The organism is Frigoribacterium sp. AC394 (assembly GCF_979258095.1).
This window is the reverse complement of the sequence record NZ_OZ409834.1, coordinates 1,400,262-1,422,273: the sequence shown is the minus strand read 5'-3', so window position 1 is coordinate 1,422,273 and position 22,012 is coordinate 1,400,262. Positions and strand designations below refer to the sequence as shown.

Sequence of the window (22,012 nt, the reverse complement as noted above, 5' to 3'; positions counted from 1 at the left end):
ACTCCAGTGTGGGCGACGGGCCGCCGCCGCGACTCGACCGGACGGATGAGATCCCCCGGCCCGCGGCCCGCGGCCCGCGGCCCGCCGCTCGGCGGGAGGGGTCAGGCCCGGTGTCGCCAACGGTGGGCGACGACACCGGCGACGAGGCCCGCAGCGGCCAGGAGGACGAGCGGCGCGTCGAGCCCGACCGTCGCCGCGGCACCGATCACGGCGGCGAACAGCAGCCCGTCGAGGGCCCAGAGCAGGCGGACGGCCGCCATCGGGTCGCCCATCGGCGACGAGATGGGGGTGAGGAGCACCGGCGGCAACGGGCCCTTCAGCGCCTGACCGACCCGGAGCAGCAGGGTCGTCACCCCGAGCGCCATGGCCGAGAGGATCGGGGCTCCGCTCGCCGCCGAGAGCGACACCACCACCGCGGCCGAGACGAGCACCAGGACCACGACCGCGAGGGGGAGCATCGAATGCGAGACGAGCACCCTCCCGTCGCCGATGCCGTAGAGCGGCACGTCGGCCGCGACCGCTGCGGCGTGCCGGATGCCGTCGGTGAGCGGCCCCGTCGCGGCGAAGACGATCAGCCCGGCCGCAGCACCGAGCAGCCAGCCGGGGCCGGGTGACACCGCCGCGTAGCCGAGCAGCAGTCCGCCGACCCCCAGGGCGATCAGCCCGACCACGAGTCGACCGGGCGTGCGGGCGGCTCCGATCGCGTCGCGCACGAAGAACGCGACGCCGAGACCGTGCCCCGGTCGCACGGCCCGCACGCGACGGCCCACGTGTGGGGGACCAGTTCGCGTCGACGACGACACAGCGACTTCCGTCGGTCCTGGTGTAGTCGTTGGATGGGCTCGCGGTCGACCGTCCAGACCTGCCCGGTGAGGTAGCCGGAAACAGAGGCAAGGATCCCGGCAGTTTCCTCGCCCTTGAGGCGCTGGGCGAGGGCGCTGGGGTCTCCGCCGGTGTCGATTAGGTCGGTCTGCAACAGGTCGAACACGGACACTGGTAAGAACCGCGCGCGGGATTGCTACGAAGGGCCTTGCGACTGAGCTGCCGAAGGCCTCACAGCAAAGAAACGGCCCTGTAGGGGACGGAGGGTGCAGGCACCGCCGGTTCGTCCAGCGGCCGCAGGTCGCCGTAATTCCGACAGAATGGGCCGACTATCTCTTGAAGGAGCCTGATGAACGCCCACGACATTTCCGAACTCGCTCGGCGCGCTTATACCGATCGGGAGCAGCGTCGCAAACTCCGAGTCGCGCAGGAGGCAGCCGACCAGGACAAGCTCGCCAATCAGGTGATGATGCAGCACAGGGACTCTTGGAATTCGGAAGTCGCGTCCGTGCTGTTCGGTCACTCGCCCGACGCCGCGACAGATAATCTTGCCTGGCACGCCCTCGATGATGAAAACGATGAGTGGGTATTGGTACACGACGGTCGAGCTATCGAAGCCAAGCAGAAATCTTCCACAACGCGAGCGCGTAGTCGGTCGTTCCTGTTCGGAGCCGAGCTGGGCGACGTGACCCTTGTGATCAAGGTTGATCCCAAGAACTTCCACATGCACCAGGGGGACCTGTACGCGCGTGTCGAGAGTGGGCCCATTCAAAAGGTGGAGAGTATGGCCGATCTAGGGGGCGTCATTGCGCACGCAGAATCATTCGTCGCTACGGACGACGGTGACAAGTCTGCCGAGTAGGGTGGGCGGGGCATGACCGATACTTTTTCTGATGTTCGCGATGCCCTAGAAGATATAGCGATTTCAGTCGCCAGCCGTGACATCTACGACTGGATCGGTCTAGCGGTCACGTTCCTGTCTGCGCTCGCGACTTTAGCGGCGGTCATCATTGCTCTCAGGCCTCAAAATGGCTGACCGATCAGCGGAGCAGTCGGTGGCCGTAGCAAAGGAAGCTGCATCCGCCGCGTCGGCATCCGCCAAGGTGTCCGTCGAACTCCTAAGGATCGAGGAGCTACGGCAGGCCGAGAAGTACCGAGACGACCTGCGGCGCCCTCTCACGACGCTGGGGTCTGCGTATCGGGAACATTGGGAGATACATACCACAGGCCAGAGTCGCATCAAATCCGGCTCCAAGTGGTTCGCAGCGAAGGGTGACAAGCTTGTCGTAATGTTAAAAGCCGTCGACGAATTGCTTCTCATCACCAAAGGCGATGACAACCTGCCGGCGCTTGCAATGATGGGGCTCCTTCATGAGGTTCGGCGCAATCCCACTGCTAACTCAATTCACAAGCTTGGCTTGGGAATGGAAACTCTGAACGAATGGTCGCGAGACACGACGGCACCACAGAAGGCGTCGGAGGAATTAAATTTGCTGGCTCACGAAGCGCAGATGAATATTAAAACTGATCCTTTTGGCAACCCTATTAGCGAAGCTTAATAAGCATGGTCAGCACAATTGACCTGCCTGCCCGACTGCTGACCTCACGCGCTGCGGATGGCTCCGAGGAGCTGCGTCAGTATTAGCTCGGCCGATGTCGCCTCCTCGACGACCGAACACGAAATCTGAGCTAGGCCGGCGCAGCGAGAGCCGTGGCCCCGCAGCGCGCTGCCTCCCCGCCACACGATGAAGATGACGTGCGGGCTTCCTCGGCCCTCCAAATCCACAGCTAGCACCCGATTCGGTAGTGCTCTGCACATCAGTCCAGGCGTTCGTCGACTCCGGCGCGTTCGGCGGCGGCGTCGACGAGCTGGGGCGTCGAAGCGTCGCCAGCCCTCACGGGTCTGGGAGAGGAGGCCGGCCCAGACGAGACGGACGAGGAGGCGGGGGTCCGAGAGAGGTTGGAGCCGTTGGAGGCGACGAGCTCATCGTCTGTGGCGACAGCCACTCCGTCGGCATCGATCATGCGTCGAGGGTAGCGGCCGGGCCCCGCCGCCCGCCTCTCGGCGGGGCGGGTTAGGTCGTGCTGGCTTTCGGCGGAGCGATCGGGTGCCCTACCTTCTGACCATGGAGATGCTGAACTGCTTCAAGTGGTCGCACGAGGGTCACTCGTACATGGCCTGCGACTTCGGCACCTTCGTCCAGATCCGCCACTGGATGTCCGACTCGGAGGTGCGTCGGTCGGTCGACATCGCCGAGGGTCGCGAGTGGTCGCACAAGGTGCAGTCGAAGGGCACCCGCTTCACCGTGCGGGCGGAGTCCGGATCCCCGTTCTCGGTGACCGCCCCCGTGCTCGTCGCCGATCAGCTGCTGCGTCTGCTCGAACGCGTGGCGCCGTCGACGACGCCCTGACCCGGGCCCGGTCGTCAGGCCCGCCGGCCGGCCTCGACGATGCGGGTGCCGGTCTCACGGAGGTCGGCGAGAGCCTCGCCGCCGGCCGTCACGTCGAGCACCAGACCGGAGACGCCGTCGAGCGGCAGCACCTGGTGCGGTGACGCGGCGCCGATCTTCTCGCCGCTGCCGAGCACCCAGGTCTCGGCGGCCCGCGAGGCGAGGACCCGCTTCATGGCCGCCTCCTCCGGGTCGCCGGTGGTGAGACCGGTGGATGCGCGGATGCCCGTCACACCGAGCAGGAACAGGTCGGCGTTCACCCGCGAGGCGGACTCGACCGCGGCCGCGCCCATCGCGACCGCCGAGTGCTTGAAGAGCCGACCGCCGATCAGGATCACGTCGGCGTCGTGCTCGAGGAGCGCGGCCGCGATCGTCGGGCTGTGCGTGACGATCGTCAGCTCGAGGGTCGTCGGCAGGAGGCGGACCAGATCGAGGGTCGTGGTGCCCCCGTCGAGGATCACGGTCGCCCCGGGCTGCAGCAGATCGAGAGCCGCGGCCGCGACCCGGCGCTTGCTGTCGGTCGCGATGTCGGCCCGGGTCGCGTAGTCGGCGACGGCGGGCGAGGCCGAGACGGCGCCACCGTAGACGCGGGTCAGCAGCCCCTCGGAGGCGAGCTCGCGGAGGTCGCGCCGGATGCTGTCCTCCGAGAGACCGAGCTCGACCGCGATGTCCTTCGCGACGATGCGCCCGTCGCGGCGCAACCGCTCGAGGAGCACGTCTCGTCGTTCTGCTGCCCACATGTTCTCACTCTTTCACGATTGTGCATGTTTGTTCGTGTTTGCCCTAGTGTACGGGCATGACCACTTCACTCATGATCCTCATCGCCGGCCCGTACGCATCGGGGACCGACGGCGACCCCGCTCTGATGCAGCAGAACCTCGAGCGTCTCGAGACGGCGGCGTGGCCGCTCTTCGAGGCGGGCCACCTGCCGGTGATCGGCGAATGGGTCGCTCTGCCGGTGCTCCGCAGCGCGGGGGCCTCCGGGTCGACCGATCCGCTGGCCGCGCAGGTCATGTACCCGACCGCCGAGAGACTGCTGCAGCGCTGCGATGCCGTGCTGCGCCTCCCCGGCTCGTCCCGTGGGGCGGATCAGGACGTCGCCATCGCCGAGGCCCGCGGCCTGCCCGTCTACCACGACCTGGCCGACGTGCCCGGGGTGAGGTGAGGCGGGGGCGCGTACCCCTACGAGCCGCCCGCCTCGCCGATCGACTCCCCGAAGAGTCTGCACCGGTTCTCACCCGAAGAGGACCGGTTCGGCTGACCCCTGTCTAGTTGCACGACAGCCGTTCCTCTACTCCGCCAGGCTCTTTGCCAGGAACCGGGAATCATGGGGCGCTTCGCCCGACCCGCCCGACCCGCCCGGGCCGGCCCCGACGACGGAAGAGGGCCCCGGCTGATGCCGGGGCCCTCTTCATGCGACGGGGGAGATCAGTCGGCGTCGACGACGACGGTCGTGATGACCGGGGTGCGACGGTGACGGCGCAGGAACCAGCGGCTCAGCCCGTCGGCGATGGCGTTCTCGGCGCCGGCTCCGTCGACGTGACCGCGTGCGGTGGCCTCGGCCAGCGCCTTGGTCGCGACGTCTTCGGCCTGCGACATCCAGCCGGCCTCCTCGACGAAGCCGCGGGGCAGGAACTCGACCGGGTCGACGAGCTTCTGGGTGCCCTCGTCGAAGATGCCCAGCACGGTGATGTGACCCTCTTCGGCGAGCGAGAGACGGTCTTTCAGCGCGTCCTCCGTCGCGACGCCGATGGTGGCGCCGTCGACGAAGACGTACGGGGCGGGGATGCGGCCGGCGATGCTGGCGCGGCCCCGGTCGAGGTCGACAACGACGCCGTCCTCGACGACGAGCACGCGGTCCTCCGGCACGCCGGTGGCGACGGCGAGGTCGGCGTTCGCCGTGAGGTGGCGCCACTCGCCGTGCACGGGCAGGACGTTCTTCGGCTTGACGATGTTGTAGCAGTAGGTGAGCTCGCCGGCGCTGGCGTGACCCGAGACGTGCACCTTCGCGTTGCCCTTGTGCACGACCGTGGCGCCCCAGCGGATCAGGCCGTTGATGACGCCGTAGATGGCGTTCTCGTTGCCGGGGATCAGCGAGCTGGCGAGCAGGATGGTGTCGCCCTCGCCGACCTTGATGATGTGCTCGCGGTTCGCCATGCGCGACAGCGCGGCCATCGGCTCGCCCTGCGAGCCGGTGCAGATGAGCACGATCTTGTTGTCGGCCATCTTGCTCAGCTGCTTGAGGTCGACGACGAGGCCCTTGGGGATGTTGAGGTAGCCGAGGTCGGACGCGATGCCCATGTTGCGCACCATCGAGCGACCGACGAAGGCGACCTTGCGACCGTGCTTGTGGGCGGTGTCGAGCACCTGCTGGATGCGGTGGACGTGGCTGGCGAAGCTCGAGACGACGATGCGCTTGGGCGCCTCGCGGAAGACGCGGTCGATCGCCGCGCCGAGGTCCTTCTCGGCGGTGGTGAAGCCGGGCACCTCGGCGTTGGTGGAGTCCGTCATGAAGAGGTCGACGCCCTCGTCGCCCAGACGGGCGAAGTGGTTGAGGTCGGTGATCCGCTTGTCCATCGGGAACTGGTCCATCTTGAAGTCGCCCGTGTGCAGCACGATGCCGGCGCTCGTGCGGAGGGCGACGGCCAGACCGTCGGGGATGGAGTGGTTCACGGCCACGAACTCGAGGTCGAACGGGCCGGCCTGGTGGCGGTCGCCCGCGGCGACCTCGTGCGTGATCGGGGTGATCTTGTGCTCCTGCAGCTTCGCGGTGATGAACGCGAGGGTGAGCTTGGAGCCGATCAGCGGGATGTCGGGGCGCTCTTTGAGGAGGTAGGGCACGCCGCCGATGTGGTCTTCGTGACCGTGCGTCAGCACGATGGCCTCGACGTCTTTCAGGCGGTCTCGCAGCGGGGTGAAGTCGGGCAGGATCACGTCGATGCCGGGCTGCGTCTCTTCGGGGAAGAGCACGCCGCAGTCGACGACGACCAGCTTGCCCTTGTTCTCGAAGAGGGTCATGTTGCGACCCACGTCGCCGAGGCCGCCGAGCGGCGTGACGCGCAGGGCGCCGCGCTTGAGCGGCTGGGGCTTCTTGAGGTCGAGGGAGTGCTTGGTGGTCTGCATAGAGGATCTTCTGTCTCTGAGGTGGGTTCTGCGGGCCGCACCTCTGGGCCAGGTGCGCGTGGTCGTACGGGTGGTGCTGATGATGCGGATGGTGGAGCGGAGATCGGGAATCAAATGCCAGCGATCTCGGGTGGTGCGAGAAGTCAGAGCGCGAACGCGTCGCGGGCCGTCGTCGGCCGAGGCTCCTAGTTTCGCACGCCCCCGCCGTCCGCCGCACCGCGGTCGTCGGCGAGGCGGTGGGCGACCGCGGTGACGGCCGCCCGACCCGCGCGATTCGCGCCGATCGTCGACTGCGACGGGCCGTAGCCGATCAGGTGCACGCGGGGGTCGAGTCGGGCGGCCGTGCCGTCGAGCGGCACGCCGCCGAGCGGGCCGCGCAACCCGAGACCGTCGAGGTGCCCCAGATCGGCGCGGAACCCCGTGGCCCAGACGACCGCGTCGACGCTCGTGCTCGAGCCGTCGGACTCGACGACGTGCCGTGCACCGAGCGCCGCGAACATCGGGCGACGGACGAGCACGCCCAGCCGGCGGGCCTCGACGGCGTACGACGTCCAGCCGAGGCCGGTGTACGACACGATGCTGGCCGGCTCGCGCCCGGCCGCGGCGTCGGCCGCCACCCGGCGCTCGACGTCGACGCCGTCGAGGCTCTGCGTGAAATCGTGGTCGAGGAACACCGGTTCGCGACGCGTGTACCAGAGCGTCGTGGCGACGCGGCTGATCTCGTCGAGCAGCTGCACCGCCGAGATGCCGCCGCCGACCACGGCGACCCGGAGGCCGGCGAACTCGTCGGCGGAGACGTAGTCGCGGGTGTGCAGCTGCCTGCCCGTGAAGACGTCGCGCCCCGGCAGATCGGGGACGTGGGGTGCGTTCCAGGTGCCGGTGGCGTTGATGACGACCCGCGCCTCCCAGGCTCCCGCGGCGGTGTCGATCCGCAGGTCGCCGTCGGGGTCGTCGTCGACCGCGCGCACCCGGTCGACGTGCACGGGGCGCACGATCGGCAGCCCCTCGGCGGCCTCGTAGGCGGCGAAGTACCGGGGGACCGCGAGGCGGCTGGGCTCGCCGGGGTCCACCGGCGGCAGCGGCATGCCCGGCAGGTCGAAGATGCCGTTCACCGTGGCCATCCGCAGCGACTCCCATCGGTGCTGCCACGCGCCTCCGGGGGCCCGGTCGGCGTCGAGGACGACGAAGGTGCGGTCGCCCGGGGCGTCGGTCGGGCGGGCGTCGAGCGCCGACGTGAAGCCCCGTCGCCGCAGGTGGTGGGCGGCCGACAGCCCCGCCTGCCCGCCGCCCACGACGACGACGGTCGCGTGCCGTGCGGTCATCGCGCGGCGATGATGCTCTCGGCGACGGCGATCAGCACGGGCTTCTCGCCGATCGTCCGCTGGCCGTTGTAGTAGACGCGCATCCAGGAGTCGTCGACGAGCACGTCGAGGTTGCACGTGATGCTCTCTTCGAAGCAGGTCACGACCGCATCTTCGGCGCCGGCGACCGTCACCGGGGTGACGTCCGCTCCCTCGCCGGGGGCGAGGCTGCTGGCGCTGTACTCCTTGTTCGCCTCGAAGCCCCAGCCGGCCCCGCCGGCGATCGACACGGTCAGAGGCCGCGAGGAGCTCGGAGTCTCGCCAGCCGGAGGCTCCTCCGGGATGGACCATTCGCAGGAATAGTACGAGTCGCGAGCGGCTGCCTGCAGGGGCGTGTCCACCCCGTAGTCGGTGGCGCTCGGACTATCGCCGATCGTCGGGTCCGAGAACAGGGTGCTCAGCGGCGTCGCCAGGGCGATCGTCGAGCAGTCGCCGCTCCTCGCCCAGCGTGCCGCTTCGTCCGTCGCGACCCACGGCAGTCGGGGTTCGAGCGGCTCGACCACGTCGGCGACCCGGTTCAGGTGCGCTGTGAGGACAGCCTTCGTGTCGTCGCCGATCGGAGTGGACTGCTGGTAGAGGTACTCGATCCAGAAGTCTCCGACGACGATGGTCCCTCGGCAGCCGAAACCCTCCACGCATGTCTGAGTCGACTCATCGCCGACGCCGAGGTCGCCGGCCCCGGCGGCGCGGGCGGCAGCGACGGCGTCGGCCGCCGACGGCCCGCCCAGCGTGGATGTGATGTTCAGCGACGCGTAGGCGGTGTCGCTGAGGGAGGTCCAGTCGCAGGCCTCGATGCCGGACTGCCGGTCGATCGCGACCTCCGGAGAGGTGACCGTGTTCTGACCGATGGTCAGCTCCGGCGCGCGCAGCAGCGACGTCAGCGACGACTCGGTCGCGAGGGTCGCGCAGTCCATCGGCAGATACGGCTGCGGCGTGCCGCCGACCGGCTGGGTCGAAGGAGGCGCGCTCGGCTCGGGTGTGGGGGTCGCGGTGGGCGTCGGGGCCGGGGCCGGGGGAGTCGAGACGATCGCCGTCGGCTCGGGCTGAGCGAGGCCCTCGAAGGGCGAGGGCACGAAGCCCATGGCGACGGCGCCGCCGGCGCTGCCGAGTCCGATGAGGCTGACGAGTCCGAAGGCGATGCCGAAGCGCCGACCGGGTCGACGACGGGTCGTGTCGGTGGCCCGCTCGAGGACGTCCTTCTTCATCGAGACGAGCATGCGGGTGAGGTCGTCACCGGTGGGGGGCTCAGTGTTCATCGTGCGTCACCGCCTTTCGCAGTCGCGATCGTGTTCGGGAGACCCGTTTGGTGACCGCCCCGACGGTCATGCCGAGACGGTCGGCGGCCTCGCGGTACGAGAGGCCCTCGATCAGGCAGAGCTCGCAGATCGCTCGGTCGTCGGGCGAGAGGGCGTCGATGGCCTCGCGGACGAAGCGCAGCATCTCGCGCGCCTCGGCGCCGTCGGGCGCGACGAGGTCGTCGGGCAGCGCATCCGCCGCCGCGAGGGCGAGCTTGCGGCGCTGATTCGCCGCGTGGTTGCGGCAGACCACCAGCAGCCACGGCAGCAGCGAGTCGGTCGGCAGGGTCATCCCGTTGCTCTTCTTCCAGAGCGTGACGAAGGTGTCCTGCACGATCTCCTCCACGTCCATGCGACTCGGCGCCAGAGCCCACGCGTACCGCGTGACCGTCGTGGCGTACCGGTCGAAGAGCGCCGACAGCGCCTGCCTGCTGCCGGTCGCGGCGCGCTTGATCAACTCAGCGTCGCTCATCGTGTTCGGATCCACGTCCACCCCCTCACTAGAGGAGTGTCGCGTAAACGCCGATCCTGACCGAATCGGCCGGAATCGCTCCTCCGAGCGCGCTTGGCCGCGAAACGAGTGCTCGGAGGCGTCTGTCTGGAAGCTCGCTGAGGGGGCGTGACCCCTGCCCGGGTGGATGCGTCTGAATGATGTGTCCGCTTCACGGACTCGACGCCCGGGCCGCTCGCCCCCGCGTCGTCAGGAACGAAACAAGGAGAGAACATGAGCAACGTCACCCCCGCCACGACCGGGACCGCCGCCGCCAAGCACACCGCCTCCGACGCGGCCGGCAAGAACACCATCGTCGACGGCGTCGTGTCGAAGGTCGCGGGGATCGCTGCTCGCGAGGTGCCCGGGGTCCACGACTTGGGCAACGGCGCGGCCCGTGCCATCGGCGCCATCCGCAACGTCGTCAACCAGCAGGACCGCGGCCAGGGCGTCTCCGTCGAGGTCGGCGAGAAGCAGGTCGCCGCCGACATCGTCATCGTCGCCGAGTACCCCGTCGAGCTGCAGAAGGTCGCCGACGATGTCCGCAAGGCCGTCACCGACGCCATCACGCAGGTCGTCGGCATGGAGGTCGCCGAGGTCAACGTCACCGTCTCCGACGTGCACATCCCCTCGGACGACGCCGACGACGCCGACGAGAGCCGCGTCCAGTAGTCGCTCGCGACACCCTCCGGCCGCACGGCCGGTGACCCTCCGGACGGCCCCCGCCCACCCTCGGCGGGGGCCGTCCGTCTGCCCTCAGACCCTCGAACCAGGAGCCACCATGACCGACGACAGCACCCCCGAGACCTCCTTCGCCGACCGCCTCCGCGGCCAGATCGGCAGCAAGGCCATCGACCCCGTCATCCGGGCGGTCCGCACCGAGATCGGCGCGGCCCGCGACGAGATCGCCGGGCGGGCGCGTGACGCTCGCGCCGGCATCGTGCTCGTCGTCGTGGGGGTCGTCCTCGCGCTGGTCACCGTCGCGCTCGCCGCGACCGCCGGCGTCGCGGGTCTGGCGCTCGTCCTGCCGCTCTGGGCAGCGACCCTCATCGTGCTCGCCGTCTTCGGCGTCGCGGCCGCCCTCGTGCTCGCCGGCGGCCTGCGCGCCCTGAAGCGCGGCGTGCCCCCGGTGCCGGCCGACACCGTCAGGAACCTGACCCGGCGGCACTGAGCCGACCCGCGCCTCCTCGGCGCCGGCGGCCGGCCCGGCCCGCGCCCATCCATGAGTCACGACACGCCGCGTCCCCTGAGGAGGCGCGGCGTGTCATGACTCCTCGACCCGGGCTCTCGGGGCTAGGCGAGGTCGGAGTCAGCCCATGTGGACGACGGGGCCCGAGGGCAGCAGGTCCTCCTTCGAGCCGCGGATCATGAAGAAGCTGATCGGTGCGGCCACGAGGGCGGCGACCGCGGCCCCGACGAAGGCGGCCTGGTAGCCGTCGACGAGCCCGCCGAGCCCCTGCAGGTCGCTGCCGGCCACGGCCGACGCGTACAGGTTCGTGTAGACCGCGAGTCCGATCGACCCGCCGATCTGGATCATGGCGTTCGACGTGGCGCTCGCGGCGCCGGCCTCGTGCGGGGCGACGCCGGCGAGGGCCAGGTTCTGCATCGGCACGAAGATGCCGGCGAGGCCGACGCCCATCACGATCAGCGCGGGCAGCACATGCGTCGCGTAGGCGCCGTCGACGGTGACGAACGACAGCCAGAACAGGCCGGCCGCGGCCACGATCGGGCCGACGATCATCAGGATGCGCGGGCCGACGACCGGCAGCAGCTTCGTCAAAATCGGGGCCATGACCATGATGACGAGGGTCATCGGCAGGGTCGCGAGACCGGCCTCGAGCGGGCCGAAGCCGAGCACGATCTGCAGGTGGAAGGTCAGGTAGAGCAGCGCGCCGATCATGACGCTGCCGACGATCAGCTGCACCAGGAACGCTCCGCCGCGCACCCGGTTCGTGAGCACGCCGAGCGGCAGGAGGGGGTGGTCGCTGCGCTTCTGGATCAGCACGAAGAGGGCGAGCAGCCCGGCGCCGAGCGCGATGAAGCCGATCACCACGGCCGAGTCCCAGCCGTCTTCGGCCTGCGTGAAGCCGTAGACGAGCGAGGCGAGCCCCAGCGCGACGACGATCGTGCCGGCGACGTCGAGGCGGTTGTCGCCCTCGGCCTTGCTCTCGCGCACGACGAGCGCCGCGGCCACGATGGCCACGATCACGATGGGCACGTTGACGAGCAGGCACCAGCGCCAGCTGACGAACTCGGTGAGCACCCCGCCGAGCACGAGGCCGACGGCGGCGCCGGCACCCGAGATCGCGCCGAACACGGCGAACGCGGTGTTGCGCTCGCGACCGCGGTCGAAGGTGGTGGTGAGCACCGCGAGGGCCGCGGGGGCGAGCAGTGCGGCGAAGACGCCCTGCAGGGCGCGCGCCGTGACGAGCAGCTCGCCGGTCGAGACGAGGCCGCCGAAGGCGGAGGCCGCACCGAAGCCGATCATGCCGACGATGAAGGTGCGCTTGCGACCCCAGAAGTCGGCGATGCGCCCACCGAGCAGCAGCAGGGCGCCGAAGGCGAGGGCGTAGGCCGTGACGACCCACTGGCGGTTCTCGTCGCTCAGGCCGAGCTCGGCCTGGGCCTGGGGCAGGGCGATGTTGACGATCGTGCCGTCGAGCACGACGACGAGCTGCGCGAGCCCGACGATGACGAGCACCCACCAGCGGCGGGGCGAAGGAGGCGCGGTGCGGGTCGCACCGGTGGCGGGCGTTGCTGCTGAGGTGGTCACTGTTCTCCTGGATCGGGGTGCCGGACGACGAGCGGCCGTCGTGGACGGATCGATACTACCTACTGGTTGGTTGGCTGCGTAAGCGGATACTGTGACGACATGGCCTACGACGCTGACGACACCCGACGCCGCATCCTCGCGGCGTCGACGGCGGAGTTCGCCGAGCACGGCCTCGCCGGCGCCCGCGTCGACCGCATCGCCACCGCGGCCGGGTGCAGCAAAGAGCGGCTCTACGCCCACTTCGGCGACAAGGAGGCGCTGTTCACAGCGGTGCTGAACCACTCCTTCGCCGAGCTCGGCGTCGCCGCCGCCCCGCACTTCGCCACTGCGCCCGACTTCGCGGTCGCCATCTTCGACCATCTCGTCGAGCACCCCGAGAACCACCGTCTGCTCGGCTGGGCCCGTCTCGAGCAGCGGCACGACTGGGCGGCGTCGTTCGCCGTCCTCGACGAGGTGAGGCGCACCTCCGTCGGGCATCTCGATCGCCTCATCGGCGACGGGGTGACCTGGTCGGGCGACGACGTCTTCGCCCTGGTGCTCTCGATCGCGACGGCGTGGCTGCAGCTGCCGGGCCTGCCGCACGCCTCCGCCAGCGGACCCGACCGCGCCGTGCAGCGCGAGATCGTGCGCGAGGCCGTCGCGCGCCTCCTCGGCCCGGCCTAGACCCGCCCCGCAGCTCGGGCGCCGGCCGCCGAGCGACCGACGCCCGCAGCGGGCCTCGCAGCCAGCTGCTTCGCGGTGGGTCCGTAGAGGCTCACCCCGTTCGGCGACGCCCTAGGCTCGCTGCGTGCTGCAGACCGTCGCGACCCGGGTGAGGTCGGCTCCGCCCCTGCTCGTCGTGCTCGGTCTCTACGCCCTGTCGCGGCTGGTGTCGAGCGCCTGGCTGGGCGGGCTCTTCGCGCTCGCGACGACCCGCGGGTGGGAGTTCGCCAGCCATCGCAGCGACCCGGGCTTCGCCTCGTTCTCCGGCTCGTGGGACGCCAGCTTCTACCGCACCATCGCGCAGCACGGGTATCCGACCGAGCTGCCGGTCGACGGGCGGGGTCGCGTCGAGCCGAACCCGTGGGCGTTCCTGCCGGTGTTCCCGATGCTGGTGCGGGGCATCGCCGCCGTGCTGGGCGTCGACCTCGCGGGCAACTCCTTCTTCGCCATCGGACTGGTCGTCGCCACAATCGCCGGAGGCGGGGCCGCCGTCCTCCTGCACCGCATCGTCGCCGAGACCGTCGGCGCCCCGAACGCCCTCTGGGCCGTCGCCCTGTTCTGCTTCGGACCGACCGCGTTCGTGCTGCAGGTCGCCTACGCCGAGAGCCTCATGCTGCTGCTCGTCTTCGCGGCGCTGCTGATGATGATCCGTCGGCGGTACCTGCTGATGATGCCGTTCGCCGTCGTCGCGGCGTTCACCCGGCCCGGCGTGCTGGCGCTGGCGCTCGGGCTGGCCGTGACGGGGGTGGTGCACTTCGCGCGGGGTGCGCGGGGTGCGGGGGTTGTGCGTGGTGCGGGGGTTGCGGGGGTTGCGGGGGCTGCGCCGGGTGCGCCCGGGGCGGACTCGGCGCGCGACGGTTTCGGGAGGCGTGAGCAGGTCTCGCTCGTCGTCACCGGGCTCGTCGTGGCGGCGGCGGGTCTCGCGTGGCCGGTCGTCGCGGACGTCGTCACCGGGCGGTCGGGCGCCTATCTCGACACCGAGCTCTCGTGGTGGGTGGGGTTCGTCGGGCGTCAGCACTTCGCGCCGTTGACGCCGTGGTTCGTGATGGCGACGACCTTCCTGGGCGTGGCCGGGGCGGTCGTCGTGGTCGGCGTGCTGGCGGCCATCGCGTGGTTCTTCTCCCGCCGCTCGACCCGGGCGCTCGGCGTCGAGATCTGGTCGTACTCGGCGGCCTATGTGCTGTATCTCGTGGCGGTGTTCCTGCCGCAGCAGAGTCTGCCGCGGCTGCTCATGCCGATCGCGCCGCTGCTCGGGCACCCCGCGATCGCACCGTCGCCGCGCCTCCGGAGGTCCCTGCTCGTCGGCGGCCTCGCCCTGCAGCCCGTCGCCGTGGTGCTGCTCTGGTTCGTCGGGTACCCGTAGCGGGGTCGGGTGCGTCGGCCCAGAGGCGCGTGGTCGTGCGGATCGAGCCGCGAGTCGAAGTCCCGCCCCGGCCCGGCCCGGGTCTGGGAGCTGGGAGCGGGGGCTGGGCCCGGGGTCGCGAAGTCCCGTCGGCAACTCCTGCTCCGTGCGGCGCTGGGTGGTGCCCGTGCCGCGTGTGGCCGCGGTGCGTGGCGGGAAGCAGGAGTTGCCGACGCGCGCCGGGGTGGTGGGGGCGGCGTTGCTCGGCGTGCGCGGGCTGGCGGGGTGGTCGGCAACTCCTGTTCCCTGCGGCGCTGGGTGGCGCCGGTGCCGCGTGTGGCCGCGTCGCGCGTCAGGAGGCAGGAGTTGCCGACGCGGGCCGGGGTGGCCAGCGCGTCAGGAGGCAGGAGTTGCCGACGCGCGCCGGGGTGGTGGGGCGGCGTTGCTCGGTGTGCGCGGGCTGGCTGGGCCGGCGGGGGTGGTCGGCAACTCCTGTTCCCTGCGGCGCTGGGTGGCGCCGGTGCCGCGTGTCGCCGCGTCGCGCGGCAGGAGGCAGGAGTTGCCGACGCGGGATCAGCGCAGGTCGCGGGAGTAGCAGACCGAGAGGTCGGCGCCGGCGTAGGGGCCGAAGCCGGGGATGGTCTCGTAGCCCTCGCGCTCGTAGAAGCGGATCGCGTCCGGTTGCAGGGTGCCGGTCTCGAGCACGACGCGTCGGGCTCCGAGCCCCAGGGCTGCGTCTTCGAGCGCCCGCAGCACGGCGGTCGCGACACCCGAGCCGCGAGCCGTCCGCTCGACGAACATGCGCTTGATCTCGACGGTGTCCGGGCCGACCACGGCGTCGTCGAGGGGGCGGAGGCCGCCGCAGGCGACCGCTCGACCGTCGGGGTCGCGGGCGACGATGAACACCGGGACGTCGGAGGCGGTCGGCACCGCACCCGGTTCGTGGTCGTCGCTGCCGTATCGGGCGTCGAGCTCGCGCCGTTGGGCGCGGCGCAGCCGGTCGGCCTCGGGGTGGTCGAAGGGGATGGTCTCGATCTGCCAGGTCATGCTCGTCCTTTCGTGACGATCGTTACGGTAACAGGCGTTACGCTGTGTGTCATGCCTCGCACCCGAGACGCTGACGCGACCCGCCTCCGCCTGTCCGAGGCCGTCTTCACGACGCTCGCCGACCGGGGGCCCGTGGGCCTCACGCTGCGGGCGGTCGCCGAGAGGGCCGGGTGCACGACGGGGCTCGTCCTCCACACGTTCCCGAACAAGCAGGCCCTCCTGCTGCACGCGCGCGATGTGCTGCACGAACGCACCAGGCTCCGCGCCGACAGGGCCGAGTCCGACGCGAGCGATCCGGCGGCGGCGCTGCGGGCGGTGGTCGCAGCGGCCCTGCCGACCGACGAGGCGACCCTCGCCGAGGCCCGCGTCTGGATCGGGTTCCTGGCCGCCGCGCTCAGCGACCCTCTGCTGGTCGAGCGCCACGCGGACAACAGCGGGGCCTTCGCCGACCGGCTGGCGCGACTGCTGACGTCGGCCGACGTAGCCGGCGCCACCGAGGCCGGCGCCACCGAAGCCGGCGCCACCGAAGCCGGCGCCGCAGGAGACGTCACCGTGCGGGCTGCCGCGCTCGCCGCAGCCGTCGAGGGCGTCTCGTCCTTGGCGGCGGGCGATCCCGAGCGATGGCCTCCGGTGCGGCAACGCGCGGTGCTCGACCGGGCCGTGTCCGACGCTCTCGGCCGGCGGCTCCCCGGCTGAGCTCGGCGAGCCCGCCCCGGGCGGTACCGCCTGGTGCCGCGCCGCGCCGCGCCGCACCGCGCCCGCGCCCGTGTCGGCGGCCGCCACGACGGCGATCTAGAGTCTCAACCTGGACATCCGGACACCCGAAGAACTCGGACCGCGGCACCGACGCCGCGTTCGCGAACCGGGATACGACGGCGTGCCCGCGCCCACCGCTCCACCCACGAAAGGACGCCGCCCCACGATGACCGACACGCTCCAGACCAGCCCCACGACCGAGCTGCTGACCGACGACCCGACCTGGTGGCGCCAGGCCGCCGTGTACCAGATCTACCCGCGCAGCTTCGCCGACTCGAACGGCGACGGCATCGGCGACCTGCCCGGCATCACCGCGCGCGTGCCGTATCTGACGACGCTCGGCGTCGACGCGGTCTGGCTCAGCCCGTTCTATCCGTCGGCCCTCGCCGACGGCGGCTACGACGTCGACGACTACCGCGACGTCGATCCGAAGATCGGCACCCTCGCGCAGTTCGACGAGATGATCACGGCGCTGCACGGCGCCGGCATCAAGGTGATCGTCGACCTCGTGCCGAACCACTCGTCCGATCGGCACGTCTGGTTCCGAGAGGCGCTCGCGTCGCCCGCCGGCTCGCGGGCCCGTGCCCGCTACATCTTCCGCGACGGTCTCGGCGAGGACGGCGAGCTGCCGCCGTCGGACTGGACCTCGATCTTCGGCGGCCCGGCCTGGACGCGCGTCGCCGACGGCCAGTGGTACCTGCACTCGTTCGCGAGCGAGCAGCCCGACTGGAACTGGGACGACGAGGAGGTGCGAGAGGACTTCCTGACGACGCTGCGGTTCTGGTCGGATCGCGGTGTCGACGGGTTCCGTGTCGACGTCGCCCACGGCCTCGCCAAGAGCCTGCCCGAGGTGCTGCCCTCGAAGGCCGAGATCGACGCCCTGCCGAAGGCCGACGGCGACCACCCGGTGTGGGATCGCGACGAGGTGCACGAGATCTACGCCACCTGGCGCGAGGTCTTCGACTCGTACGACCCGCCCCGCACGGCCGTGGCCGAGGCCTGGGTCGAGCCCTCGCGTCGTGCCCGCTACGCCAGCGCGTCCGGCCTCGGCCAGGCGTTCAACTTCGACCTGCTAGAGGCCGACTTCGACGCCACGGCGTTCCACGACATCATCACGTACAACCTCAAGGCGGCCGACGAGTCGGGGTCGTCGACGACCTGGGTGTTCTCGAACCACGACGTGGTGCGTCACCCGACCCGCTACGGGCTGCCCCCGCTGGCCGGTCGCGAGGTCAAGCAGGGTGCCGAGTGGCTGCTCGCCGGAGGCGACGCCTCCGAGGTCGACGCCGAGCGCGGACTCCGTCGGGCGCGCGCCGCGTCGCTCTTCATGCTCGGTCTGCCGGGCTCGGCCTACATCTACCAGGGCGAGGAGCTCGGGCTGCCCGAGGTCGGCGACATCCCGGAGGCGCAGCGCCAGGACCCTGCGTTCTTCCGCAACCCGGGCGTCGACGTCGGTCGCGACGGCTGCCGCGTGCCCCTGCCGTGGGAGCGCTCGGGCGAGTCGTTCGGCTTCGGCCCCGGCCCGGCGCACCTGCCGCAGCCGACGTGGTTCCGCGACTTCTCGGTCGAGGCCGAAGACGGCGACCCGACCTCGACTCTGGCTCTCTACCGTGCGGCGCTCGCGGCACGGCGCGAGCTGCAGACCGACGAGACCCTGACCTGGGAGGCGGTGGCCGACACCGGTGCCGTGGCCGGCGCGGAGCCTCAGGTGCTGCACTTCTCCCGCCCCGGCGGCTGGCACGTCGTCTGCAACTTCGGCCCGACGCCGGTGGCGATGCCGGCCGGCGAGGTGCTCGTCGCGAGCGGCCCGCTGGGCGACGTCGGCGAGGGCCCCGGCAGCGGTGCCGACGCGGTGCTGCCGGGTGAGACGGCGGTCTGGCTGCGGGCGTAGGCGACCCGCGCCTCCTCGGCCGGGTCTCCGGCGCCGAGAAGAGATCGCCCCGACGAGTAACCAGCTCGACGGGGCGATCGGGGATTCATGCGGCGGCCCGAACCGGCACACATGAAGCCCTGCGGCGCCACGATCAGGGGCGGCACCACAAGGCAGCAAGGGGTACTTTATTGGTCCGCCGATGGGGGGACAAAATCGAGGCACCCTTCGGAACGGGGGATAGACGGGTGAATCCGCCGCCGCGGCTGCCGTGACATCGCCGAGGAGGCGCGGTTCCGCATCCACTCCGACTCCGGGTATGCTTTCTGAAGCGCGTTCGCTCTGCGGCGCGTGATGGAGCCGTCGCATAGTTCGGCCTAGTGCACCACCCTGCTAAGGTGGAGTTCCCTTTGTGGGAACCGTGGGTTCAAATCCCACCGGCTCCGCTGGACCCCGTTGAGTTGTGATCTCGCCAGATCAGTTCACGGGGTCCTTCGCTTTCCCCCCGCGATGCCGGTACCCGCGCTGAGCGCAGGCCGTACCGGCCGCACGTGCACCGGCCCGCACCGGGCGCACCGCCCCCACCGGCCGCACCGCCCGCACCGCGTGCACCGGCCCGCACCGCCTGCACCGCCGGAGGTGCGATGCTGGCCGCATGACGCAGGGTCGGTTGAGGGTGCTGCTCGGGGCCGCGCCCGGGGTGGGCAAGACGTACACGATGCTCGAGGAGGGCGCGCGGCTCGCCGCCGAGGGCCGGGACGTGGTCGTGGCCGTCGTCGAGACCCACGGGCGTGCGGCGACGCAGGCCATGATCGGCGACCTCGAGGTGGTCCCGCGCAGCGTGCGGACGTACCGGGGCGTCGTGCTCGACGAGATGGACCTCGAGGCGGTCCTCGCGCGGCGACCCGAGCTGGCGCTGGTCGACGAGCTCGCGCATACGAACGCCCCCGGCTCGACGAACGAGAAGCGCTGGCACGACGTGCGGGCTCTGCTCGACGCGGGCATCGACGTCGTGTCGACGGTCAACGTGCAGCACATCGAGTCGCTCGGCGACGTCGTCGAGGAGATCACGGGTGCGCGGCAGCGCGAGACCGTGCCCGACGCGGTGCTCCGCTCCGCCGATCAGGTGGAGGTCGTCGACCTCGCCCCGCAGGCGCTCCGCGACCGGTTGAATGCCGGCGACGTCTACCCCGCGAACCGGGTCGACGCGGCGCTGTCGAACTACTTCCGGCTCGGCAACCTCACGGCGCTCCGCGAGCTGGCCCTGCTCTGGCTCGCCGACGAGGTCGACAGCGCGCTCAAGGCCTACCGCGACGAGCACGGCATCGACAGCCACTGGGAGGCGCGCGAGCGCATCGTCGTCGCGCTCACCGGTGGGCCCGAGGGCGAGACGCTCATCCGGCGGGCCGCGCGCGTCGCCGCGAGGTCGTCGGGCGGCGAGCTGATCGCCGTGCACGTCAGCAGCCCGGACGGACTGGCGCAGGGTGAGCCCGGCGCCCTCGCGGCCCAACGCGCCCTGGTCGAGAAGGCCGGGGGCACGTACCACCAGGTCGTCGGCTCGGATGTGCCGCGCGCCCTCGTCGACTTCGCCCGGGCGTCGAACGCGTCGCAGCTCGTGATCGGGGTCAGCCGTCGCGGGCGTCTCGCCACGGCGCTCAGCGGCCCCGGCATCGGGGCGACGGTGATCCGCGAGTCGGGTCGGATCGACGTGCACATCGTCACCCACTCGGCTGCGGGCGGTCGATCGCGCCTGCCCCGGCTCGGCGGCGCCCTGTCTCCCCGTCGGGTGATCGCCGGCTTCGTGCTCGCCCTCGCGGGCGGGCCGCTGCTCACCTGGCTGCTGACGAACAACCGGACGGAGGACGGAATCGCCGGCGACGTCCTCCTCCTCCAGCTGCTCGTGCTCGTCGTCGCGGTGACCGGCGGTCTCTGGCCGGCGCTGTTCGCGGGGCTGCTGTCGGGCATCATCCTCGACGTCTACTTCATCGCCCCGATCTACAGCCTGACCATCGCTCAACCGCTGCATCTGCTGGCGGTCGTGCTCTATCTCGTCAACGCGACGCTGGTCAGCTGGGTCGTCGACCAGGCCGCGCGGCGATCGCGGGCGGCGGCCCGTGCCCTCGCCGAGACCGAGCTGCTGGCGACGATCGCGGGCAGCGTGATCCGCGGCGAAGGGGCGCTGCAGGCGGTCATCACGCGAACCCGCGAGGCCTTCGGGCTCAGCCGTGTGCGGATCGTGACCGACTCGGGCTCGGGGGAGCGGGAGCTGCAGAGCACCGGGCAGGAGGCGGTGGTCGGCCCGGTCACGCGCCTCCCGGTGGGCGACGGGACCGTTCTGGAGGTGACCGGCGACGTCACCGCGGCCGACCGGCGTCTGCTCGGCGTCGTCGCGGCGCAGGTCGAGGCGGCGCTCGAGCACTCCGCCCTCAGCCGCACGGCCGGCGAGGTCGGACCGCTCGCCGAGGTCGACCGGATGCGCAGCGCGCTGCTCGCGGCCGTCGGACACGATCTGCGCAGACCGCTCGCGGCGGCGACCGCGGCCGTGAGCGGCCTCCGCCAGAGCGACGTGCGCTGGAGCGACGCCGACCGCGACGAGCTGCTGTCGACCGCGCACGAGAGCCTCGACTCGCTCTCGACCCTCGTGACGAACCTGCTCGACGTCAGCCGGGTGCAGGCGGGCGCGCTGGCCGTCACCCCGGCCGACGTCGACGTCGACGAGGTCGTGATGGGCGCCCTCGACGAGCTGGGGCTGGGCCCCGTCGACGTCGAGCTGTCGCTCCGCGTCGCGGTGCCGCCAGTGCGCGCCGACACCGTGCTGCTGCAGCGGGTGCTGGTGAACCTGCTCGACAACGCGCTGCGCTACTCGCCTGCGGGCGAGCGGGTGCGGATCTCGTCGAGCGTCTTCGGCGGCCGCGTCGAGATCCGGGTCGTCGACCGGGGGCCGGGTGTGCCGGCCGATCGGCGCGACGAGATCATGGTGGCGTTCCAGCGACTCGGCGACACCGACAACGCCGCGGGCCTCGGTCTCGGGCTCGCGCTCAGCAAGGGCTTCGTCGAGGCGATGGGCGGCACGCTGTCGCTGGACGACACCCCGGGCGGCGGTCTGACCATGGTCGTGTCGCTCGCCGCGGTGGCCGTCGCGCATCCTCACGGAATCCCTACGCCGGAGGCGCGGGTCGGGTCGACCGCATCGGCTACGGTCGGCGAGGAGGCACCGTGAAGATCCTGATCGCCGACGACGACCCGCAGATCCTGCGGGCGCTGAAGGTCACCCTCGGCGCGCGCGGGTACGAGATCGTCACCGCGGGCGACGGCCGGACGGCCCTCGACCTGGCGGCCACCGAGCACCCCGATCTCGTGATGCTCGACCTCGGGATGCCCCGTCTCGACGGCGTCGAGGTCATCGCGGGGCTGCGCGGCTGGTCGACCGTGCCGATCCTCGTCGTGTCGGGTCGCACCGACGCGGCCGACAAGGTCGAGGCGCTCGACGCCGGCGCCGACGACTACGTGACGAAGCCGTTCGCCATGGAGGAGCTGCTGGCGCGCATCCGGGCGCAGACCCGGCGGCTGCCGAGCGGAGCCGACGACGAGCATCCGGTGACGACGTTCGGCGACGTGCGCGTCGACCTGTCGGCGAAGACCGTCGAGCGGGGCGCGGACCGCGAACAGGTGCGACTGACCCCGACCGAGTGGAAGATCGTCGAGCTGCTGCTGCACAGCCCGGGCAAGCTGATCACGCGCGAGACGATCCTCACGCAGGTCTGGGGACCGTTCCACGCGAAGGACACCGGCTACCTCCGCCTCTACTTCGCCCAGCTGCGCAAGAAGCTCGAGCCCGTGCCCGCGTCGCCCCGCTACCTCGTGACCGTGCTCGGCATGGGGTACCGCTTCGAACCCGACGATCCGCAGTCCTAACGGAATCCCTACGCTCGACCTCCTCTGAGCAGCCGATCGCACGCCTAACGTGTGATCACGCGTGCT

At 71.2% G+C, this 22,012-nt stretch carries 22 protein-coding genes and 1 tRNA gene; 14 read left to right on the top strand and 9 right to left on the bottom strand.

Going from position 1 to position 22,012, the window contains the following annotated elements:
* Positions 1-101: 101 nt before the first annotated feature.
* Positions 102-749, bottom strand: a complete 648-nt coding sequence (locus ACZZY9_RS06590) for a hypothetical protein (protein WP_463463475.1) — start codon at positions 747-749, stop codon at positions 102-104.
* 422 nt (positions 750-1,171) lie between these two features.
* On the opposite strand from ACZZY9_RS06590, the gene ACZZY9_RS06585 reads away from it, so the two are divergent.
* The 3 genes from ACZZY9_RS06585 to ACZZY9_RS06575 are packed head-to-tail and all read left to right on the top strand — an operon-like array spanning position 1,172 to position 2,381.
* On the top strand, positions 1,172-1,684 hold the full coding sequence (locus tag ACZZY9_RS06585; RefSeq protein WP_463463474.1) for a hypothetical protein: 513 nt from the start codon (positions 1,172-1,174) through the stop codon (positions 1,682-1,684).
* Between the two features lie 12 nt (positions 1,685-1,696).
* On the top strand, positions 1,697-1,858 hold the full coding sequence (locus tag ACZZY9_RS06580) for a hypothetical protein (protein WP_463463473.1): 162 nt from the start codon (positions 1,697-1,699) through the stop codon (positions 1,856-1,858).
* A complete protein-coding gene (locus ACZZY9_RS06575; RefSeq protein WP_463463472.1) occupies positions 1,851-2,381 on the top strand; it encodes a hypothetical protein in 531 nt (176 codons plus the stop codon). Before ACZZY9_RS06580 ends, ACZZY9_RS06575 begins: the two co-directional genes overlap by 8 nt.
* 259 nt (positions 2,382-2,640) lie before the next feature.
* Here the strand turns inward: ACZZY9_RS06575 and ACZZY9_RS06570 are convergent, their stop codons facing one another.
* Positions 2,641-2,847: a hypothetical protein gene (locus tag ACZZY9_RS06570; RefSeq protein WP_463463471.1), complete on the bottom strand. Its 207-nt coding sequence runs from the start codon at positions 2,845-2,847 to the stop codon at positions 2,641-2,643.
* 83 nt (positions 2,848-2,930) lie between these two features.
* Here ACZZY9_RS06570 and ACZZY9_RS06565 point away from each other — a divergent pair, with 83 nt between their 5' ends.
* On the top strand, positions 2,931-3,233 hold the full coding sequence (locus tag ACZZY9_RS06565) for a hypothetical protein (RefSeq protein WP_463463470.1): 303 nt from the start codon (positions 2,931-2,933) through the stop codon (positions 3,231-3,233).
* 14 nt (positions 3,234-3,247) lie between these two features.
* On the opposite strand, the gene ACZZY9_RS06560 is transcribed toward ACZZY9_RS06565, so the two are convergent.
* Complete coding sequence (locus ACZZY9_RS06560; RefSeq protein ID WP_463463469.1) at positions 3,248-4,012, bottom strand: DeoR/GlpR family DNA-binding transcription regulator; 765 nt, start codon at positions 4,010-4,012, stop codon at positions 3,248-3,250.
* A 56-nt stretch (positions 4,013-4,068) separates the two neighbouring features.
* On the opposite strand from ACZZY9_RS06560, the gene ACZZY9_RS06555 reads away from it, so the two are divergent.
* Positions 4,069-4,437, top strand: coding sequence for a DUF4406 domain-containing protein (locus tag ACZZY9_RS06555; protein WP_463463468.1), 369 nt, complete (start codon positions 4,069-4,071; stop codon positions 4,435-4,437).
* Positions 4,438-4,700: 263 nt separating this feature from the next.
* On the opposite strand, the gene ACZZY9_RS06550 is transcribed toward ACZZY9_RS06555, so the two are convergent.
* The 4 genes from ACZZY9_RS06550 to ACZZY9_RS06535 form a co-directional block, all read right to left on the bottom strand.
* A complete protein-coding gene (locus ACZZY9_RS06550) occupies positions 4,701-6,395 on the bottom strand; it encodes a ribonuclease J (RefSeq protein WP_192060741.1) in 1,695 nt (564 codons plus the stop codon).
* A gap of 185 nt (positions 6,396-6,580) precedes the next feature.
* Positions 6,581-7,717, bottom strand: a complete 1,137-nt coding sequence (locus ACZZY9_RS06545) for an NAD(P)-binding domain-containing protein (RefSeq protein WP_463463467.1) — start codon at positions 7,715-7,717, stop codon at positions 6,581-6,583.
* Positions 7,714-9,012, bottom strand: coding sequence for a hypothetical protein (locus ACZZY9_RS06540; protein ID WP_463463466.1), 1,299 nt, complete (start codon positions 9,010-9,012; stop codon positions 7,714-7,716). The genes ACZZY9_RS06545 and ACZZY9_RS06540 overlap by 4 nt, the downstream gene beginning before the upstream one ends.
* Positions 9,002-9,538 carry an RNA polymerase sigma factor gene (locus tag ACZZY9_RS06535; protein ID WP_235476328.1) on the bottom strand — a complete coding sequence of 179 codons (537 nt, stop codon included), beginning with the start codon at positions 9,536-9,538 and terminating at the stop codon, positions 9,002-9,004. The genes ACZZY9_RS06540 and ACZZY9_RS06535 overlap by 11 nt, the downstream gene beginning before the upstream one ends.
* 237 nt (positions 9,539-9,775) lie before the next feature.
* Between ACZZY9_RS06535 and ACZZY9_RS06530 the strand changes: the two genes are divergently transcribed.
* Positions 9,776-10,213 carry an Asp23/Gls24 family envelope stress response protein gene (locus tag ACZZY9_RS06530; RefSeq protein ID WP_463463465.1) on the top strand — a complete coding sequence of 146 codons (438 nt, stop codon included), beginning with the start codon at positions 9,776-9,778 and terminating at the stop codon, positions 10,211-10,213.
* 109 nt (positions 10,214-10,322) lie between these two features.
* The gene (locus tag ACZZY9_RS06525) at positions 10,323-10,712 is read left to right on the top strand and encodes a phage holin family protein (RefSeq protein ID WP_463463464.1); all 390 of its coding nucleotides are present in this window, start codon (positions 10,323-10,325) and stop codon (positions 10,710-10,712) included.
* A 138-nt stretch (positions 10,713-10,850) separates the two neighbouring features.
* On the opposite strand, the gene ACZZY9_RS06520 is transcribed toward ACZZY9_RS06525, so the two are convergent.
* Entirely contained in the window at positions 10,851-12,314 is a 1,464-nt protein-coding gene (locus tag ACZZY9_RS06520) for an MFS transporter (RefSeq protein ID WP_463463463.1), read from the bottom strand.
* 99 nt (positions 12,315-12,413) lie between these two features.
* Between ACZZY9_RS06520 and ACZZY9_RS06515 the strand changes: the two genes are divergently transcribed.
* A complete protein-coding gene (locus ACZZY9_RS06515) occupies positions 12,414-12,977 on the top strand; it encodes a TetR/AcrR family transcriptional regulator (protein ID WP_463463462.1) in 564 nt (187 codons plus the stop codon).
* A 124-nt stretch (positions 12,978-13,101) separates the two neighbouring features.
* Positions 13,102-14,379, top strand: coding sequence for a mannosyltransferase family protein (locus tag ACZZY9_RS06510; RefSeq protein ID WP_463463461.1), 1,278 nt, complete (start codon positions 13,102-13,104; stop codon positions 14,377-14,379).
* Positions 14,380-14,931: 552 nt separating this feature from the next.
* Here ACZZY9_RS06510 and ACZZY9_RS06505 read toward each other — a convergent pair.
* Entirely contained in the window at positions 14,932-15,405 is a 474-nt protein-coding gene (locus ACZZY9_RS06505) for a GNAT family N-acetyltransferase (RefSeq protein WP_463463460.1), read from the bottom strand.
* Positions 15,406-15,456: 51 nt separating this feature from the next.
* Between ACZZY9_RS06505 and ACZZY9_RS06500 the strand changes: the two genes are divergently transcribed.
* From ACZZY9_RS06500 to ACZZY9_RS06480, 5 genes are all read left to right on the top strand, one after another.
* Positions 15,457-16,101 (top strand): TetR family transcriptional regulator C-terminal domain-containing protein, encoded by a 645-nt coding sequence (locus ACZZY9_RS06500; RefSeq protein ID WP_463463459.1) that lies wholly within the window; start codon positions 15,457-15,459, stop codon positions 16,099-16,101.
* A 226-nt stretch (positions 16,102-16,327) separates the two neighbouring features.
* Positions 16,328-18,052: a glycoside hydrolase family 13 protein gene (locus ACZZY9_RS06495; RefSeq protein ID WP_463463458.1), complete on the top strand. Its 1,725-nt coding sequence runs from the start codon at positions 16,328-16,330 to the stop codon at positions 18,050-18,052.
* 335 nt (positions 18,053-18,387) lie between these two features.
* Positions 18,388-18,477 (top strand) — tRNA-Ser (locus tag ACZZY9_RS06490).
* Between the two features lie 209 nt (positions 18,478-18,686).
* Positions 18,687-21,251, top strand: coding sequence for a sensor histidine kinase (locus ACZZY9_RS06485; RefSeq protein ID WP_463463457.1), 2,565 nt, complete (start codon positions 18,687-18,689; stop codon positions 21,249-21,251).
* Positions 21,248-21,946: a response regulator gene (locus ACZZY9_RS06480; RefSeq protein ID WP_463463456.1), complete on the top strand. Its 699-nt coding sequence runs from the start codon at positions 21,248-21,250 to the stop codon at positions 21,944-21,946. Before ACZZY9_RS06485 ends, ACZZY9_RS06480 begins: the two co-directional genes overlap by 4 nt.
* Positions 21,947-22,012: the final 66 nt, after the last annotated feature.